Annotated in this window: 15 protein-coding genes; 11 read left to right on the forward strand and 4 right to left on the reverse strand. The window is 72.3% G+C overall.

Annotated features, from left to right (window positions below):
- Position 1: 1 nt before the first annotated feature.
- From ASD19_RS01725 to ASD19_RS01740, 4 genes are read left to right on the forward strand one after another with little or no spacing between them, the layout of a single operon-like run.
- Positions 2 to 1,345, forward strand: a complete 1,344-nt coding sequence (locus tag ASD19_RS01725; RefSeq protein WP_055988128.1) for an RDD family protein — start codon at positions 2 to 4, stop codon at positions 1,343 to 1,345.
- Positions 1,342 to 2,166 carry a PP2C family protein-serine/threonine phosphatase gene (locus tag ASD19_RS01730; protein WP_055988130.1) on the forward strand — a complete coding sequence of 275 codons (825 nt, stop codon included), beginning with the start codon at positions 1,342 to 1,344 and terminating at the stop codon, positions 2,164 to 2,166. Before ASD19_RS01725 ends, ASD19_RS01730 begins: the two co-directional genes overlap by 4 nt.
- Positions 2,166 to 3,602, forward strand: a complete 1,437-nt coding sequence (locus tag ASD19_RS01735) for an FHA domain-containing protein (RefSeq protein WP_055988132.1) — start codon at positions 2,166 to 2,168, stop codon at positions 3,600 to 3,602. The genes ASD19_RS01730 and ASD19_RS01735 overlap by 1 nt, the downstream gene beginning before the upstream one ends.
- Positions 3,602 to 5,188 carry a serine/threonine-protein kinase gene (locus ASD19_RS01740; RefSeq protein WP_055988134.1) on the forward strand — a complete coding sequence of 529 codons (1,587 nt, stop codon included), beginning with the start codon at positions 3,602 to 3,604 and terminating at the stop codon, positions 5,186 to 5,188. Before ASD19_RS01735 ends, ASD19_RS01740 begins: the two co-directional genes overlap by 1 nt.
- A 30-nt stretch (positions 5,189 to 5,218) precedes the next feature.
- Here the strand turns inward: ASD19_RS01740 and ASD19_RS01745 are convergent, their stop codons facing one another.
- Entirely contained in the window at positions 5,219 to 5,680 is a 462-nt protein-coding gene (locus ASD19_RS01745; RefSeq protein ID WP_156377064.1) for a recombinase family protein, read from the reverse strand.
- 74 nt (positions 5,681 to 5,754) lie between these two features.
- Here ASD19_RS01745 and ypfJ point away from each other — a divergent pair, with 74 nt between their 5' ends.
- Positions 5,755 to 6,633 (forward strand): KPN_02809 family neutral zinc metallopeptidase, encoded by an 879-nt coding sequence (ypfJ, locus tag ASD19_RS01750; RefSeq protein WP_055988136.1) that lies wholly within the window; start codon positions 5,755 to 5,757, stop codon positions 6,631 to 6,633.
- Between the two features lie 19 nt (positions 6,634 to 6,652).
- Here the strand turns inward: ypfJ and ASD19_RS01755 are convergent, their stop codons facing one another.
- Positions 6,653 to 6,922 carry a glutaredoxin family protein gene (locus tag ASD19_RS01755; protein WP_055988138.1) on the reverse strand — a complete coding sequence of 90 codons (270 nt, stop codon included), beginning with the start codon at positions 6,920 to 6,922 and terminating at the stop codon, positions 6,653 to 6,655.
- Positions 6,923 to 7,037: 115 nt separating this feature from the next.
- On the opposite strand from ASD19_RS01755, the gene ASD19_RS01760 reads away from it, so the two are divergent.
- Positions 7,038 to 8,195, forward strand: coding sequence for a glycosyltransferase (locus ASD19_RS01760; protein WP_055988140.1), 1,158 nt, complete (start codon positions 7,038 to 7,040; stop codon positions 8,193 to 8,195).
- 9 nt (positions 8,196 to 8,204) lie between these two features.
- Here the strand turns inward: ASD19_RS01760 and ASD19_RS01765 are convergent, their stop codons facing one another.
- Together ASD19_RS01765 and ASD19_RS01770 are read right to left on the reverse strand one after the other, a co-directional pair.
- The gene (locus ASD19_RS01765) at positions 8,205 to 8,936 is read right to left on the reverse strand and encodes an IclR family transcriptional regulator (RefSeq protein ID WP_055988142.1); all 732 of its coding nucleotides are present in this window, start codon (positions 8,934 to 8,936) and stop codon (positions 8,205 to 8,207) included.
- A gap of 1 nt (position 8,937) precedes the next feature.
- The gene (locus tag ASD19_RS01770) at positions 8,938 to 10,374 is read right to left on the reverse strand and encodes an APC family permease (RefSeq protein WP_235562942.1); all 1,437 of its coding nucleotides are present in this window, start codon (positions 10,372 to 10,374) and stop codon (positions 8,938 to 8,940) included.
- A gap of 252 nt (positions 10,375 to 10,626) precedes the next feature.
- Here ASD19_RS01770 and ASD19_RS01775 point away from each other — a divergent pair, with 252 nt between their 5' ends.
- From ASD19_RS01775 to ASD19_RS01800, 5 genes are all read left to right on the forward strand, one after another.
- Complete coding sequence (locus ASD19_RS01775; protein WP_055988145.1) at positions 10,627 to 12,576, forward strand: primary-amine oxidase; 1,950 nt, start codon at positions 10,627 to 10,629, stop codon at positions 12,574 to 12,576.
- 4 nt (positions 12,577 to 12,580) lie between these two features.
- Complete coding sequence (locus ASD19_RS01780; RefSeq protein ID WP_055988147.1) at positions 12,581 to 13,132, forward strand: hypothetical protein; 552 nt, start codon at positions 12,581 to 12,583, stop codon at positions 13,130 to 13,132.
- A gap of 36 nt (positions 13,133 to 13,168) precedes the next feature.
- Positions 13,169 to 14,422, forward strand: coding sequence for an ammonium transporter (locus tag ASD19_RS01785; protein WP_055988149.1), 1,254 nt, complete (start codon positions 13,169 to 13,171; stop codon positions 14,420 to 14,422).
- Between the two features lie 212 nt (positions 14,423 to 14,634).
- The gene (locus ASD19_RS01790) at positions 14,635 to 14,991 is read left to right on the forward strand and encodes a hypothetical protein (RefSeq protein ID WP_055988151.1); all 357 of its coding nucleotides are present in this window, start codon (positions 14,635 to 14,637) and stop codon (positions 14,989 to 14,991) included.
- Positions 14,992 to 15,452: 461 nt separating this feature from the next.
- Positions 15,453 to 16,642 (forward strand): IS3 family transposase gene (locus tag ASD19_RS01800; RefSeq protein ID WP_442922489.1). Its coding sequence is split into 2 segments (ribosomal slippage): positions 15,453 to 15,719 and positions 15,722 to 16,642, totalling 1,188 coding nucleotides; the frame shifts between segments, so codons are not numbered across the junction.
- Positions 16,643 to 16,674 lie beyond the last annotated feature (32 nt).

Here is a 16,674-nt window from a genome sequence, read left to right on the forward strand (position 1 = left end):
CATGACCACGCCCAACCCGTATGGACCCCCGGCGCCCGGCTCGGTCCCCGGCCCGCCCGCGTACCCGTCGCACCCGGCGCCGCCCGCGCCGCCGCAGGGCGCGGGGTCCGGATGGCCGCAGCCGGCGTGGCCCGCCGCGCCGCAGCAGCCCGCCGGCCGGCCGGCCGCGCCGGCGGGCGGGCCCATCGCGGCCCCGGGCGCTCCCGCCTCGATCGGGCGCCGCGCCGCCGCGTACGCGATCGACGCCGCCATCGTCGGGGCGGCGTGGCTCGTGCTGAGCGTGGTCGCGAACCTGCTCGCGCAGGCGCTCGGGTACGTCGCGCTCCTCATCGTCGGCGCCGCCGCGATCGTCCTGCTGCTCGGGTGGTTCCTCGTCTACACGTACATGCAGGGCGGGCACGGCTCGATCGGCATGAGGCTCATGAAGCTGCGGCTCGTGCGCATCGAGACCGGGCAGCCGCTCGGCTTCGGCGGCGCGCTGCTGCGCAACGTCATCTGGGGCCTGGCCACCGCGATCGTGGTCGGCTTCTTCTCGGTGTTCTTAGACTCCAGCGGACGCCGGCAGGGATGGCACGACAAGGTCGCGCACGCCTTCATGCGCGAGGCCGAGGACGCGCGCACGACCTCGCCCGCAGCCGCGCCGGCCGCCCCCGCCGCGGCCCCGCGCCCGCCGCTCCCGGGCGTTCCGGCGGCCTCCGCCGCACCCGTCCCGCCCGCTCCGGCGGCGCCCGCCGCTCCCGCGGACCTGCCGCCCCGCCCGCCGCTGCCGCCGCGCGGCGGCGTCCCGAGCCCGGGCAACCTGTCGTCGCTGTTCACGACCACGCCGCCTCCCGCGCCGGCCGGCCCGTCGGCCGCGGCGCCCTCCGAGGGGCTCATCGCGTTCGTGCCGGGCGTGACGCAGGACCCGCCTCCCGCGCCCGCGGCGGCCGCCGCACCGGCTCCCGTGGACGAGCTCGAGGACGACACCATCCTCGTCCGCCGCGACGAGCCCGACGTCGAGGACACCCGGCTCGTCGCGCGCGCCCCGTCCGCGGTGCTGGAGTGGGACGACGGCACCCGCCACACCGTCACCGGCCGCGCGGTGTTCGGCCGCAACCCCGCCGGCGACGAGGGCGTCGAGACGGTCGCGGTCAGGGACGAGACGCTGTCGCTGTCGAAGACCCACTTCGAGCTCGACGTGACCGGCGAGGGCGTGTTCGTCGTCGACCGTCACTCGACCAACGGCGTGACGGTCGTGCGCGGCGGCGAGCGCATCCCCGCGACGCCCGGCGAGCGCGTCGCGCTCGAGGCCGAGGATGCGCTCGAGATCGGGGACCGCATCGCTACGCTCAAGGCCGCCGGATGAGCGAGCCCATCGTCGCCCTGAGCGGCGCGGCCACCGATCCGGGGCTGCGGCGCTCGCTCAACGAGGACTCGTTCCTCGCCGTGTCGCCGGTATTCCTCGTCGCCGACGGGATGGGCGGGCACGACCGCGGCGAGGTCGCCTCGGCGACCGCGATCGACGAGTTCCGGGCCTTCGCCGGGCGCGCGAGCCTCACGATCGACGACGTGCGCGGCGCGCTCGGGCGCGCCCGAGCGCGCGTGGACGGGCTCTCGGTCGGCTCGGACGCCGGGGCGGGAACCACCCTCACGGGCGTCGTGATCGCCGACGTCGCCGGGGAGGGCTACTGGCTCGCGCTGAACCTGGGCGACTCCCGCACCTATCGCCTGGCCGGCGGGCGGCTCGAGCAGATCAGCGTCGACCACTCCGTCGTGCAGGAGCTCATCGACAGCGGCGAGCTCACGGCGGAGGACGCCGCGCGCGACCGCCGCCGCAACGTGATCACGCGGGCGCTCGGCGCGGGAAGCGACGCCGAGGCGGACTTCTGGATGATCCCCGCCGCGGGCGGCGACCGCATCCTGGTGTGCTCCGACGGGCTGCCCGGCGAGCTCCCCGCCGAGCGGATCCGGACGATCCTGGCGGTCGAGTCCCACCCGCAGGCCGCCGCCACGCGCCTGGTGCACGAGGCCGTCCTGCACGGCGGCCGCGACAACATCACGGCCGTGGTCGTGGACGCCGTGGCGGTCGCGCGGCGCGGGGGCGCGTCGCCGGAGGGCGGCGCGGACGCCGACGACGACGTCGACTCCGACACGCTGCCGCGCGAGCCCGTGGGAGGGATGGCCTGATGCGGGTGACCTACGAGCCCGGCGGCATGCTCGCCATCGTCGCGGACGACGGCATCGCCGTGCTTCCCGGCGGTCTGCCGCAGGAACTCATCGACGACGTGTGGGTGGGGCTGGACGCCGGCGACGGCGTGAACGCCGTGCTCGATGCGCTGTCCCAGGCGTCCGGGACGGGGCTCGCGGGGCTCCCTCCGTTCGCGGTCGCGCTGCTCGAGGACGACGCGGTCCGCACCGCCGTGCGCGGCGACCTGCGGATCACGGCGGAGACGCTGGACGGCCCGCTCGAGCTGACCGGCGGCGACACCGACGCGTGGAGCGTGAACCTCATCGAGGACGCCCTGTCGGTGCACGTCCGCCCGGCGGGCGAGCGTCCCGCGATCGCGTCGGAGCTGCCGATCGCGTCGGGCGCCGTGCTCGCGGGCGGCGTCCGCGCCGTGTTCTTCGAGACCGATCCGGAGGACGGCGCCGAGCGCGTCGCGCCGCGCGCGCACGGCCACGATGCGCGGGATGCGCCCGTGCCCGACGACGTCGTGGCGGCGGACGACGGGAGCGCGGTGTCCGCCGAGACGCTGCTGCCTCAGGAGATCGGGCTCGTTCCGGCGGAGCCGCCGAGGCGCGAGGCGCCGGCGCGGCCGTTCGACGCGTTCGCCGTGCGGCCCGAGGAGGGCCCGGCCGAACCCGCGGACGACGTGTCGGGCGAGGAGCCCGGCGACGAGACGCTCGGCGCCCAGGAGACCCTGCGCGACGCCGAGACGCTGGGCGACCACGACGGCGAGACCATCACGGCCGCGCAGCTCGCGCGGCTCCGCGCGCGGGCGCAGGAGGCGCACGAGGCGCAGGACGCGCACGGCGAGTTCGCGGAGGAGCCGGCCGAGCCGCAGCCGCTCGGCGACCACGACGGCGAGACGATCTCGGCCGCGCAGGCCGAGAGGCTGCGGCAGCGCGGCGAGCTGCCCGAGGTGCCGCGCGGCCCCGGGGCCACGGCCGAGGTGCCGATCGCCGACGGCCCCATCGACGCGGTGCCGCCGCACCTGGATCCGGCGCCCGTGCCGCGCTTCGACGTCCCGTCGCTGCCGTCGCCGTTCGCTCCGGCGCCGTCTTTCGGGCGTGCGCGCCTGTCCACCGGAGAGGTGCTCGAGCTCGACCGTCCGGTCATCGTCGGCCGGCGCCCCCGCTCGTCGCGCACGTCGGGGGCCGACATGCCGCGCCTGGTGGCGGTCGAGAGCCCGCAGAACGACATCTCGCGCAACCACGTCGAGATCGTGTCCGACGGCGAGACCGTGGTGGTGACCGACCTCCACACGACGAACGGGACCACGCTGCTCCGCGGCGGCAACGATCCCGTGCGGCTGCACCCCGGCGAGCAGACCCTGGTGGTCACGGGCGACGTCGTGGATCTGGGCGACGGCGTGACGATCGCGTTCGAGGACCTGCCGTGATGCAGCGCCGCCCGCCCGCGCCGCCGCCGCGGCTGCCGGGCTTCACGCACCTCGAGCTGCTCGGCTCGGGCGGATTCGCCGACGTGTACCTGTACGAGCAGGAGCTCCCGCGCCGCCGCGTCGCCGTCAAGGTGCTGCTGCCTGAGCGCATCGTCGCGTCGGCCGCGCAGTTCACGGCCGAGGCGAACGTGATGGCGATGCTGTCGACGCATCCGGCGATCGTCACGATCTACCAGGCGGGGGTGTCCACCGACGGTCGGCCGTACCTCGTCATGGAGTACTGCCCGCGGCCCAACCTGCAGGTGAGGTATCGGCGCGAGCCGTTCTCGCCCGCGGAGGCGCTGCGCGTCGGGATCCAGGTCGCGGCGGCCGTCGAGACGGCCCACCGGGCGGGCGTGCTGCATCGCGACATCAAGCCCGCGAACATCCTGGTCACCGAGTACAACCGCCCCGCGCTGACCGATTTCGGCATCGCGTCGACCTCGAACGCCGACGTCGAGGCGACGGGCATGTCGATCCCGTGGTCGCCGCCCGAGGCGTTCGCGTCGCCGCCGCAGAGCGGCCCGCGCACGGACATCTACCAGCTCGGCGCCACGATCTACACCCTGCTCGCGGGGCGCTCTCCGTACGAGATGCCGGGCCAGCGCAACGGCAGCGCCGAGCTGATCGGCCGCATCGAGCGCCTGCCGCTTCCGGCGATCGACCGGCCGGATGTGCCCTCGTCGCTGTACGCCGTGCTCGCCCGCGCCATGGCGAAGGACCCGGCGGACCGCTACCCGAGCGCCGTCGCGTTCGCGCGGGCGCTGCAGAAGGTGCAGATCGAGCTCGCCCACGCGGTCACGCCGATCGACATCCTCGAGGAGAGCCCCCTCGACGACGCCCCCGAGGACGACGACGACGGCATGACCCGCGTGCGGGGCATCACGGACATCGCGCCGGTGGAGACCGCCACCCGTCCCTCGGCGACGACGGCCCCCGTCGCGCCGCCGCACCCGACCCCCGCGCCCGTCGCGGACGACGACGCGACCATCGTGCGCGGACCGCGCGTGGTCGCGCCCATCGACGATCACACGATCCTGCGCCCGCCCGCGCCCGGCTCGACGCCCGCCGCCCCGTGGCCGGCGCCGGCGCCGCACACTCCCGAGACCGTGATCGAGCCGGAGGCGCGCCCGCGGCGCTGGCCCTGGATCGTCGCGGCGTCCATCGTCGCGCTGGCGCTCGTCGGCATCGCGGCGGCGACGGTCCAGTCCTTCCTGTCGCCGGAGCCGGAGCCGACCGAGTCGTCGTCCATCACGGACCCGCAGGATCCGACAGGCGGCGAGGCCGTGCCGCTGGTCGTGGACGCGCAGGGGGTCATCGAGGGCGAGAACGCGGTCTTCACGTGGCGGAACCCCGAGCCCGAGGAGGGCGATTACTACCAGTGGGTGCGCCGGACGCTCGACGGCACCGGCGCTCCCGAGCAGACGGACGTCCCCACCGTGACGGTGCCGACCGAGGGACAGAGTCAGGTCTGCATCGACGTCACGCTCGTCCGTGAGGACGGCACGTTCTCGAACGCGCCCGTCACGATCTGCGCGCCGGAGTGATCCGCGCGAGCGGCGGCTGAGCTCGGCCCGTCAGACGGTCGGCGCGGCATCCAGGTGACGTGCGCCGTGCGACAGCACCTTGACCACGATGCCGCGGCGCGACAGCGCCGACACCGTGCGGGTGCCCTCGTCCACGTCGCGGCCCAGCGCCTGCACGTTCGTCACCACGAGAACGTCGCCCGGCTTGAACGTGTCGAACAGGCGGTTCAGACGGTGCTCCCACGACTCGAGGATGTCGGGGGCGGGATGGCGGAACCCCTCGATCGGCACGCCGAAGCGGGTCAGGTCCTCCCGCTGCTGCACCACGGACGGCAGGTCGTCGCGGGCGACGACCAGCCCCACGAGACGCGAGCCGGCCGGCCGGGCGAGCCACCAGTCGCGGTCGCGCTGCAGCTCGGTGAAGCACTTCGGGCACTCCACGGCGGCGTGCGGCAGGTGCAGCGGGGCCGTGTCGGTGGCCTCCGCGTGTGCGTCGTGCGCGATGTCCGCCATACCGGCCTCCTAATCCGTCCCCGTGCCCATGTCAATTGTGCCTGCTCGGCCGCTCCGGCGAGTAGCGTGTCGCCATGACGTTCAATGAGAACGCGAATGTCGGCAGCACCCGCGCCCGGCGCCGTGGCCGCACGGCGGCGATCGCCGGAGGCGGCGGAGTGGGCGTCATCGGCATCGCGGTGCTGCTGTTCAGCCTCTTCACCGGGCAGGACCTCACGGGGCTGCTCGGCGTCACGGGCGGCGGTCAGTCGCAGCAGCAGGGCGGCGGCGCGATCATCGAGGACTGCCAGACGGGTGCCGACGCGAACGAGGACGACGCCTGCCGCATGGTGTTCGGCGCCGAGGCGATCGACCAGTTCTGGGCCGAGAACCTCGAGGGCTACCGCGAGCCGCAGCTGATCATCGTCGACCAGGCCACGTCGTCCCAGTGCGGCACGGCCTCCAACGCGACGGGGCCGTTCTACTGCCCGCCCGAGGAGACCGTCTACATCGACCCGACGTTCTTCGGGCTCCTGCGCGAGCGGTTCGACGCGTCCGCCGGATCCCTCGCGCAGCTCTACGTGCTGGCCCACGAGTACGGCCACCACGTGCAGAACCTGATCGGGGTGTTCCAGCAGTACCCGAACAACGGCAGCGGTCCCGACAGCAACGGCGTGCGCACCGAGCTGCAGGCCGACTGCTTCGCGGGCGCCTGGGTGGCGGCGATGACGGAGCAGGAGGACGCGGACGGCGATCCCTACCTGCAGCCGCCCACTCAGCAGCAGATCGCAGACGCGCTGAACGCCGCCGCGACCGTCGGCGACGACCACATCCAGCGGGAGTCGGGCGGCCAGGTCAACCCGGAGAGCTGGACGCACGGCTCGAGCGAGCAGCGCCAGCGGTGGTTCGACACGGGCCGCGAGGGCGGCGTGCGTGCCTGCGACACGTTCGCGGTCGCGGGCGACCAGCTCTGACGGGCGCGTCGCGCAGGCGTCAGATGAGGTTCAGCTCGCGCAGCTTCGCCTCGACGTCGGCGTTGCTCGGCTCGACGTGGTGCGAGGCGTCGGGGTAGACCACGACGGGGATGTTCGTGCGGCCGGAGATGTCCTTCGCGACCTCGGCGGCGGCCGGGTCGGCTTCCAGGTCGATGTAGGTGTAGTCGATGCCGAGGCCGTCGAGCTGCGCCTTCGTGCGGCGGCAGTCGCGGCACCACTCGGCGCCGAACATCGTGATGCCGGGGGCGGGGGCGTCCTGCGAGGTCATGCATCCAGCCTACGGCCGTGATGCACAGCGGGCTCCGGGCGGGCGCCGTGCGCGGGCATGACACGATGGAGAGGAGCCCGCGCGCCGCGGGGGAGGCACACACGAGAGGGCCGGCGTGGACGTCACCGTCATCGTCCCCACGCGCAACGAGCGCGGGAACGTCGCGGAGATGGTGCGGCAGCTCGGCGACGCGCTCGCCGGACGCCGGGCCGAGATCCTGTTCGTGGACGACAGCGAGGACGGCACGACCGCCGAGATCGAGCGCGTCGCGCAGGATGCGCCCCTCCCGGTGCGGTTCATCCACCGCGCGGCCGGGCACCGCGCCGGCGGGCTGGGCGGCGCCGTCGTCGCCGGAATGAAGGCTGCGGCCGCGGACGCGTGCGTCGTGATGGACGGCGACCTGCAGCATCCGCCCGCCCTCGTGCCCGCGCTGGTCGACCGGCACGCGCGCGGCGACGCCGACGTGGTGGTGGCCTCGCGCTACATCGGCGGCGGCGACTCGACCGGGCTCGGCACGACGCTGCGGTTCGGCGTCTCGCGGGCCGCGACCCTGCTGACCAAGGCGATGTTCCCCCTGCGGCTGCACGGCACGAGCGATCCCATGACGGGCTTCTTCCTGGTCGACCGCTCGCGCGTGGACCTCGAGGCCCTGCGTCCCAGCGGCTTCAAGATCCTGCTCGAGCTGCTGGTGCGGGGCGACCTGCGCGCGGCCGAGGTTCCGATGCGCTTCCACCAGCGGGTCGAGGGCGAGTCCAAGGCGAGCCTGCGCCAGGGCATCACGTTCCTCGTGCACCTCGCGCGGCTGCGCTTCGGCAAGATGTCGCTGTTCGCGCTGATCGGCGCCACGGGCGCGGTCGCGAACATCGCGATCGTGTGGCTGCTGACCGCGCTCGGCATGGGGTACATCTGGGCCGCGATCATCGCGGCCGAGGCCACCATCATCGGCAACTTCCTGCTCGCCGAGCGCTTCGTCTTCGCGGACATGCGCGGCCGCGCCGCCGGCCTCACGCGCCGCTTCCTGGCGTCGTTCACGTTCAACAACGCCGAGGCGGCCATCCGGATCCCCGTGCTCGCGCTCATGGTCGAGTCGTGGCAGATCTCGAGCGTGCTGGCCACCGCGATCACGCTGGCGCTCGCGTTCGTCGGCCGCTTCGTGTTCCACTCGCTGGTCGTCTACGCGCCGCGCAAGCAGCGCGAGCCCGGTACCGAGACGGCCGGCCAGCGCATCATCCGCATGATCGACGAAGAGGCGATGCGCCCCGGCGAGCTCTGAGGCGCCGGGTCAGTACAGCAGCGGGGCGAGGGCGCGCGCGACAGCACGAGCCTCGTCTGCGAGGCCCGTCAGGACGTCCGCCCGCTCGGCGGGTCCCGTGACGCACAGCGCCCCGTGGGCCCGCTCCCGGTCGCCGCCGATCGGCGCCGCCAGGCACGCCCGCCCCGCGACGAGCTCGCCCACGTCGGTCGCCATGCCCGCGGCGCGGATGCCGGCCAGCTCGCGTTCGAGCGCGTCGGGATCGGTGATCGTGCCGGGTGTGAGCTGCGTGAGGGCCCCCGCGCGGCGGGTGCGCCAGTCCGGCGTCTGCGCGAGCAGCAGCTTCCCCGGGGCCGACGCGTGCAGCGCGCGGGTCAGCTCCACGCGCGCCTGGATCGGATGATCCGCGTCCTCGTCTGCCACCAGCAGGGACAGGTCGCGGAACTCCAGCACGTGGACGCCGAAGCGCACGCGCACGCGGAAGGCGTCGATCGCGTCGCGGGCGGCGGTGGTGACCACGGGAGGCGCGATGGTCTGGACGAGCTCGGCGGCGGCGCGACCCAGCCCGAACCCGTGCAGATCGCCCGTGCGGACGAGGTACTCGTCACCCACCAGGCCGTTCAGGATGCGGTAGACCGAGGCCGGCGGCATCCGCAGGTACGCGCACACCTCGCGGGCCGTCGCGCCGAAGCCCAGGAGGGCGACCGCCCGCACCACCGCCATGGCGTTGGCGGTCGGAGTGCGGGCGGCGGGCGCGTTCATGTCACGCCCCGGCCGGTCGTGGATCCAGCAGGTCGCCCGGCACGGTCTCGTCGTACACGCCGACTCGCGCGAGCGCCCAAGGTCGCCGGCGGCGCAGCCACAGCACGTGCGCGACCGCGCCGAGCATGACCGCGCCGTACAGCGCAGGCAGGTGCGGCGCCCACGCCAGCTGCAGCGCGGTCGCGCCGACCACCACGACGGCGAGCGTCGTCACGGCCACGGCCGCGAGCGCCCAGGACCGGCGGCGCGCCTCGCCGATCCGGTGCAGCAGGAGGGGCATCGCGGCGCACGCGAGCAGGTAGGCCCCCAGGTACCCGAACCCGCTCAGCAGGATCAGGTCGGTCAGCGCCTGGCCGTCGGGGACGCCCGCGAGCGCGAGGGCGGCCGGCACGGCCGCGACCGGGGGCATCGCCAGCAGGATCGCGACGTGCGGCGTGCGGCGCTTCGCGTGGGTGGCGCCGAGCCGGCTGGGCAGCACGCCCTCGCGGCCCATGCAGAACAGCACGCGCGCGAGGGCGGTGAGCGAGGCGAGCGCGCACGCGAAGAACGAGGTCGCGATGCACACGTCGATCGCGAACGCGACCGACGGCGACGTGGCCAGCAGCTCGACCAGCGCGCCCTGGTCCTCGGGTCCGCGGCGCGGCCGCAGCACGTACTCCTGGAACGCGACGGCGACGAGGTACAGCGCCCCGGTCGCGATCGGCGTCCACCGGATCGCGCGGGGCACGGTCGCGAGCGGGCGCCGGGCCTCGCCGCCGAGCGTGCTCGCGCTCTCGAAGCCCACGAACGCGCCGATGCTGAGGATCACCGCGACGGCCAGCTGCCGAGGATCGGCGGCGGAGGCCGGCGCCGGCGAGACCGCGGGCACGCCCTCGGTCGCCAGGTACCACCACATGAGAGCGAGCAGGAATCCGATCGCCACGGACTCGACGACCAGCACCACGCGCGCGGCCACGCGCACGCCGCGGATCATGAGCGCCGCCATGACGGCGGCCGCGCCGAGCATCGTCAGGGCCGCGACCACGTGGTCGGGAGCGGCCCAGCCGACTGTCCGCAGCGCGCGACCCGTGTAGACGCCGACCGCGAACACCCCGGTCATGCCGATCAGCGCATAGCCGAACACCGCCGACCACCCGCCCAGCACGGCCGGGACCGGGCCCAGCCCCTTCGCGATGTAGGCGTACAGGCCGCTGACCGACGACATCCGCTGCGTCATCGGGCGCACGCACGCGGCCACCAGCAGGACGACCCCGAGGGCCAGCGAGAAGGCGAGGAGCAGGTTCACGCCCGTCGCGCGCAGGACGAGAGCGGGGATCGTCGACATCACGCCGGCAGGCACCACGGCCGCGACCGCCTGCGCGAGCACATCCGCGAACGGCAACCGGCGCCTCCGGAGCCCCCGCACGGGGGAGCGCGAGGCGATGCGCGCGACATGCATCGTCGCCACGGCGGCTCCTTCCCGCCCGGCGAGCGCAGTGCCGGGCACCGCGATTGTCACACCGCGCGCGCGTGGTCCGGCGACGCCCGTCTTTCGGACGCGTAAACCGTGCTGAGAAGGCCCGCGTCGGGCTTTCTCACGACGAGTTACGACGGAGGGCGTCGGAGGCCATCGCCGTGAAACGGCGCCTCGGGATCATCGAGCACCCGCACTTCCTTCCCCACCCGTGCGGTCTCGGAGAGGAACACACCGATGAGCATCACAGAAGACACGTCGATCGCGCTGGCGCCGCTGGCCCCCCTGACGCGGGACGAGCTGACCACGGCGGTCGCGCTCCTGAAGGACGGTCCCGCCGCGGCGGAGTCGTTCCGGTTCAGCAGCGTCTCGCTCAAGGAGCCGAGCAAGGCCGCTCTGCGCTCCGGCGACACCACGCGCGAGGCCGAGGCCGTCCTGATCGACCGCGCGACCGGACTCGCCTACGAGGCCGTGGTCGACCTGGCGGCGTCGGCCGTCACGTCCTGGACCGAGCTGCCCGCCGGCACGCAGCCGCCCATCATGATGGACGAGTTCGCCGAGTGCGAGGCCGCGATCGTCGCGTCGCCCCTGGTGGCGGAGGCACTGGCCAAGCGCGGCATCACCGACCTGTCGCTGGTCTGCGCCGAGCCCTGGTCGATCGGCTACTGGGGCGAGGACCAGGCCGGCAAGCGCATCATGCGCGCGCTCATGTACACGCGACTCGAGCCGAACGACAACCCGTACGCGCACCCGATGGAGGACTTCACGGTGCTCGTCGACCTCAACACGCAGGAGGTCATGGGGATCGAGGACGACGGCTTCCTGCACATGCCGCGGGAGAAGAACAACTACCACCCCGACTTCGTGGGCCCGGCCCGCACCGACATCAAGCCGATCGAGATCTCGTTCCCTGAGGGGCGCAACTTCACGGTCGACGGCAATCACATCGAATGGCTCGACTGGTCGTTCGACATCGGGTTCACGCCGCGCGAGGGGCTCGTGCTGCACCGGGTCGGCTTCCGCGACAAGGGCGAGCTGCGTCCGATCCTGCACCGCGCGAGCCTGACCGAGATGGTCGTGCCCTACGGTGCGCCCGGGCGCTCGCAGCAGCTGAAGAACGCGTTCGACGCGGGCGAGTACAACTTCGGCTACATGACCAACTCGCTGCAGCTCGGCTGCGACTGCCTCGGCGACATCCAGTACTTCGATGCGACGCTCGTGAACTCGGTCGGCAAGCCGTACACGATCCAGAACGCGATCTGCCTGCACGAGGAGGACGACGGGCTGCTCTGGAAGCACTGGGAATTCCGCACGAACGACGCCCAGACGCGCCGCAGCCGCCGCCTCGTGATCTCGTTCGTGGTCACGGACGCGAACTACGAGTACGCGTTCTACTGGTACCTGCACCTCGACGGCACGATCCAGTTCGAGATCAAGGCGACCGGCATCCTGTCCACGGCGGGCATCGCGCCCGGCGAGACGACCCGCTACGGCCAGATGCTGAACAAGGACGGCCTGTACGCGCCGATCCACGAGCACATCTTCGCGGCGCGCCTGGACTGGGCCGTCGACGGCGACAGCAACTCGGTCTACGAGGTCGAGACCGTCGCCGAGGAGACGGACGACCCGGTGACGAGCCCGTTCTACGCCAAGCGCACGCTGCTCGAGACCGAGAAGGCCGCGGCCCGCCCGGCCGACCCGCTCGCGCACCGCTGGTGGTACGTCGAGAGCGAGTCGCGCACGAACAAGGTCGGCGAGAAGACGGCGTACCGCCTGATGCCGACCAACGCGGTGCTGATGAAGAAGAATCCGGACAACTGGGTCACCAAGCGCGCCCAGTTCTCGACCAACACGATCTGGGTGTCGAAGTTCGAGGAGGGTGAGCGCTACCCGGCCGGCGAGTACCCGAACCAGTCCACCGGCTTCGGCGGCCTGCCCGAGTACATCGAGGCGGACGAGTCGATCGTGAACGAGGACCTGGTGATGTGGCACTCGTTCGGCCTCAACCACGTCGTCCGTATCGAGGACTGGCCCGTGATGCCGAAGCAGGTGACCGGCTTCTTCATCGAGCCGTACGGCTTCTTCGACGAGAACCCGACGCTGAACCTGCCGACGGAGTCCGGCGCGTGCGCGACGTCCGCGCCGCAGCACGAGTCCGCGGCTCCCGAGCACCCGCACTGCCACTGAGGCCATGCCGGAGCTCCTGCACGCCGCGGCCGTCGTGCCCGCCACGGTCGCGGCGTGCTGCACGGTCGGCGAGCGCCGCGCCCGGGCGGCGGCGGTCTCGGTCGCCGCTCTGATGCTCGGCGCGATGCTCGCCGTCGCGCTCGCGCCCGGAACCACGAGCTCTCTGCTCGGCATCGCGGCGCTGCTGGCGGCGGCCGCCCTGACGTCCGCTGTGCTGCGGTCCGTCCGGACCGGCGGAGCGCTGCCCGGCCAGGCGGCGATGTGGTGGCACCGGCTGCTGGGCGCCGTCGCGATGGCGATCGCGATGCTCGCCATGCTCCTGGGCCACGGCGGCGCCGCAGCCGGCCATGCCGCGCACGGCGGCACAGCCGCTGCGGTCGTCGCGCTCGCCGTCGCGGCGGCCGCCGCCTATGCGCTCGGCACGGCGCTGCTGATCCGCCGGATGCTGCGTGCATCCGACGGTGCGCATGCCGCCGGCCCCCCACGATCGGCGGTCGTCGAGGCCGTGAGCATGGCCCTCATGCTCGCGGTCATGGCGGCCGTCGCCCTGATCTGATCCATCTCCCCACCCGAAATCGAGAGGAACCCTCACATGGACAGCGGTCAACTCGCCTGGTATCTCGTCGCCGGCGCCATCGTCCTCTTCATGACCCCCGGCATCGCCTTCTTCTACGGCGGCATGGTCAAGGCCAAATCGGTCGTCAGCATGCTCATGATGAGCTTCGGCGCCATGGGCATCGTCGGCGTGCTCTGGGTGCTGTACGGCTTCAACATGGGCACGGTCAGCCCGGGCGAGGGCAACCTCATCCCGGGTGTGCTCGGCAACCCGTTCTCCGACTTCGGCCTCGCCGCGATGGCGGCGTCCGGCGACAACGGCACGCTGCTGGCGACCTTCTACGGCGCGACGTTCGCGATCGCCACCACGGCCCTGATCTCGGGCGCGATCGCCGACCGCGCGCGCTTCGGCCCCTGGATGCTGTTCGCGGCACTGTGGGCGACCCTCAACTACTTCCCGGTGCAGGGATGGGTCTGGGGCTTCGACGCCGAGGGCACGCCGACCGGGTGGATCTACGCGCTGGGCAGCACGTTCGGCTTCTCGACCACGACGATCGACTACGCCGGCGGCACCGCAGTGCACATCAACTCGGCCGCGGCGGCGCTCGCGCTGGCGATCGTGCTGGGCAAGCGCGTCGGCTTCGCGAAGGGCGTGCACGAGCCGCACAACGTGCCGCTCGCACTGATCGGCGTCGCGATCCTCGCGACCGGCTGGTTCGGCTTCAACGCGGGCGCCGCCGCCACCGTCGGCTTCGACGGCCTCGGCACGATCGTCCTCAACACGTTCGTCGCGGCGTCCGCGGGCATCCTCGGCTGGATCGTCGTCGAGAAGCTCAAGGAGAAGAAGGCCACGTCGATCGGCGCCGGCTCGGGCGCGATCGCCGGCCTCGTCGCGATCACCCCGGCGTGCTACTCGCTCACGCCCGGCTGGTCGATCGTGCTCGGCCTTCTGGCCGGCGTGCTGTGCTGCCTCGCCGTGGAGCTCAAGTACCTGCTCGGGTTCGACGACTCGCTCGACGTCGTCGCGCTGCACGGCGTCGGCGGCCTGCTGGGCTGCTGGTTCCTCGGGTTCTTCGCCAACGGCACGGGCCTCATCTACGGCGGAGGCTTCGAGCAGCTGATCGTGCAGGTGATCGGCTCGCTGTCGGTCGCGGCCTACTCCTTCCTGATCACGCTCGTGATCGGCTTCGCGATCGAGAAGACGATCGGCTTCCGCGTGAAGAACGAGGACGAGCTGGCCGGCATCGACCTCACGGTCCACGGCGAGAAGGCGTACGCCATCGCCGACTGAGACGGGCGGAGGGGCTGCGGTGCAGGGAGCCGCAGCCCCTCCGTCTGCTTTTCCGCGCGGCTTCGTGGGCGCGCGCCTAGCCGGTCACAGGCTGGATATGACGCAGGTCGCGTCCCGGGGGCTGATGAGCCTGCGCCCGGCCGGGTGAGCCTGTGAGCGGGCGCAGATCGTAGCCCTCGCCCGGCGGGCATGCCACCCGATACAGTCGCGCCATGACGAACCTCGAGGCGCCGCAGAAGATCCCCGCCACGCGTGAGCGGTGGTGGATCGCACCGCTCCTGCTCGTCACGGGAGTGGTCCTGGTGCCGGCAGCGCTCGGTCTTGCGTTCAACAGCTGGACCGGCCCGGACGCCGAGGGCATCGTGCGTATGGCGTTCGCCTCGGTCGCGGGGTGCACGATCGCGATCGTCACGGTCGTCTGCCTCTTCGTCGCACGAGTCGTCTCTCGTGCGCCGAAAGGCGACATCGCATGGGCCGCGATCATCGCCGTCGTCATCACAGCCTGGGCGATCGCCGGGATCGGGAGCGCCGCCGACCTGCTGATCCAGCGGTTCGACGCTTACGTCTGATCCGGATCGTCATCAACGAGGCGCGTCCCCGCGCACCGTCCGGACGGTGCACGGCTGTGGTGCAGGAGCCGCACCCCCTCCGCGTGCCTGCGTGACCGTGCCTCGCCAGCCGGCCCGGAGACACTGAACCCCCGGTGAACCGGGGGTTCAGGTGGTGGCCTCGACGGGCGTCGATCCCGTGCCCTCACGATTTTCAGGTGGATTCTGCGGGTCGGTGGGTGCATCGTTGATGCTCAGTGCCCGCGTGATTTCGCGGGTGTTGTCATCGTTGGTCCCGTTTTGGATGTGGTTCGTTCGGGTCTGCTGAACGAATAGGTGACACCTGATCTGTGGTGCCTGAGGGTGCCGCTGGGAGGATGTCATCATGCCCAAGCCCTATCCGCGCGAGTTCCGGGGTCTGCTGAACGAATAGGTGACACCTGATCTGTGGTGCCTGAGGGTGCCGCTGGGAGGATGTCATCATGCCCAAGCCCTATCCGCGCGAGTTCCGTGAGGACGTGGTTCGCGTTGCTCGTGGTCGGGATGCCGGGGTGCCGTTGCGGAAGATCGCGGCGGACTTCGGGATCAGCGAGACCTGCCTGCAGAACTGGATGCGCCAAGACGACGTCGAAGCCGGGGTCAAGCCCGGCGTGACGAAGTCGGAGGCCGATGAGCTCCGTGAGCTGCGCAAGCGGAACCGGTTGCTCGAGCAGGAGAACGAGGTGCTGCGGAAGGCCGCGGCGTATCTGTCGCAGGCGAACCTCAAGCTCGGTGGTTCCCCAAAATGATGTACCCGCTCGTCCGCGAGCTGGCCGCGAAGGACGCCCCGATGCGGGTGCCGGTCGCGGTGACGTGCCGGGTGCTGAAGATCGCCCGCCAGCCGTACTACCGGTGGCTGGCTGAGCCCGTGACCGACCGTGACTGGGYGCAGGCGCATCTGGTCGACGCGATCGTCGACGCGCATGCCGACGATCCTGAGTTCGGGTATCGCCTCATCGCCGACGCCGTCCGCGACAACGGGTGGGAGGTGTCGGATCGGACGGTCTGGAAACACAGCTCCCGCAATGGCGTGTGGTCGGTGTTCGGGAARAAGCGCGGCAAGAACGGCAAGAAGGCCGGCCCGCCCGTGTTCGACGACCGCGTGCAGCGCGACTTCACCGCGACCGCGGCCAACCGGCTGTGGTTGACGGATATCACCGAGCACCGAACCCGGCAGGGCAAGCTCTACATCTGCGCCGTCAAGGACGTCTTCAGCAACCGGATCGTCGGGTACTCGATCAGCGACCGCATGAAGTCGCAACTCGCCGTCCGCGCGGTCGAGAACGCCGTCGCGATGCGCGGCGATGTCGCCGGCTGCATCGTGCATTCGGACCGCGGATCGCAATTTCGAAGCCGGCGCTTCGCCCGCGCGCTCACCCGTCACGGGCTCGTCGGATCGATGGGCCGAGTCGGCGCTGCGGGCGACAACGCCGCGATGGAGTCGTTCTTCAGCCTGCTGCAGAAGAACGTCCTCGACCGCCGCGCCTGGGCCAACCGAGAACAGCTGCGCGTCGCGATCGTGACCTGGATCGAGCGGACCTACCACCGACGCCGCCGGCAAGCCCGTCTGGGCCGTTTGACGCCGATCGAGTTCGAGACCATCATGAACCAGAACCTGGCCCTCGCGGCCTAACCGAAACTGTCACCACTTCGTTCAGCAGACCC

The organism is Microbacterium sp. Root53 (genome assembly GCF_001426925.1).
In the GTDB taxonomy this organism is placed as follows: domain Bacteria; phylum Actinomycetota; class Actinomycetes; order Actinomycetales; family Microbacteriaceae; genus Microbacterium.

Bases quoted from the DNA above. Each gene is read 5' to 3' on its own strand.
- ASD19_RS01790 (WP_055988151.1), top strand. From the start codon at position 14,635: ATGACGAACCTCGAGGCGCCGCAGAAGATCCCCGCCACGCGTGAGCGG.
- ASD19_RS01735 (WP_055988132.1), top strand. From the start codon at position 2,166: ATGCGGGTGACCTACGAGCCCGGCGGCATGCTCGCCATCGTCGCGGAC.
- ASD19_RS01775 (WP_055988145.1), top strand. From the start codon at position 10,627: ATGAGCATCACAGAAGACACGTCGATCGCGCTGGCGCCGCTGGCCCCC.
- ASD19_RS01740 (WP_055988134.1), top strand. From the start codon at position 3,602: ATGCAGCGCCGCCCGCCCGCGCCGCCGCCGCGGCTGCCGGGCTTCACG.
- ASD19_RS01780 (WP_055988147.1), top strand. From the start codon at position 12,581: ATGCCGGAGCTCCTGCACGCCGCGGCCGTCGTGCCCGCCACGGTCGCG.
- ASD19_RS01730 (WP_055988130.1), top strand. From the start codon at position 1,342: ATGAGCGAGCCCATCGTCGCCCTGAGCGGCGCGGCCACCGATCCGGGG.
- ASD19_RS01765 (WP_055988142.1), bottom strand. From the start codon at position 8,936: ATGAACGCGCCCGCCGCCCGCACTCCGACCGCCAACGCCATGGCGGTG.
- ASD19_RS01755 (WP_055988138.1), bottom strand. From the start codon at position 6,922: ATGACCTCGCAGGACGCCCCCGCCCCCGGCATCACGATGTTCGGCGCC.
- ASD19_RS01770 (WP_235562942.1), bottom strand. From the start codon at position 10,374: ATGCATGTCGCGCGCATCGCCTCGCGCTCCCCCGTGCGGGGGCTCCGG.
- ypfJ (WP_055988136.1), top strand. From the start codon at position 5,755: ATGACGTTCAATGAGAACGCGAATGTCGGCAGCACCCGCGCCCGGCGC.
- ASD19_RS01785 (WP_055988149.1), top strand. From the start codon at position 13,169: ATGGACAGCGGTCAACTCGCCTGGTATCTCGTCGCCGGCGCCATCGTC.
- ASD19_RS01745 (WP_156377064.1), bottom strand. From the start codon at position 5,680: ATGGCGGACATCGCGCACGACGCACACGCGGAGGCCACCGACACGGCC.
- ASD19_RS01725 (WP_055988128.1), top strand. From the start codon at position 2: ATGACCACGCCCAACCCGTATGGACCCCCGGCGCCCGGCTCGGTCCCC.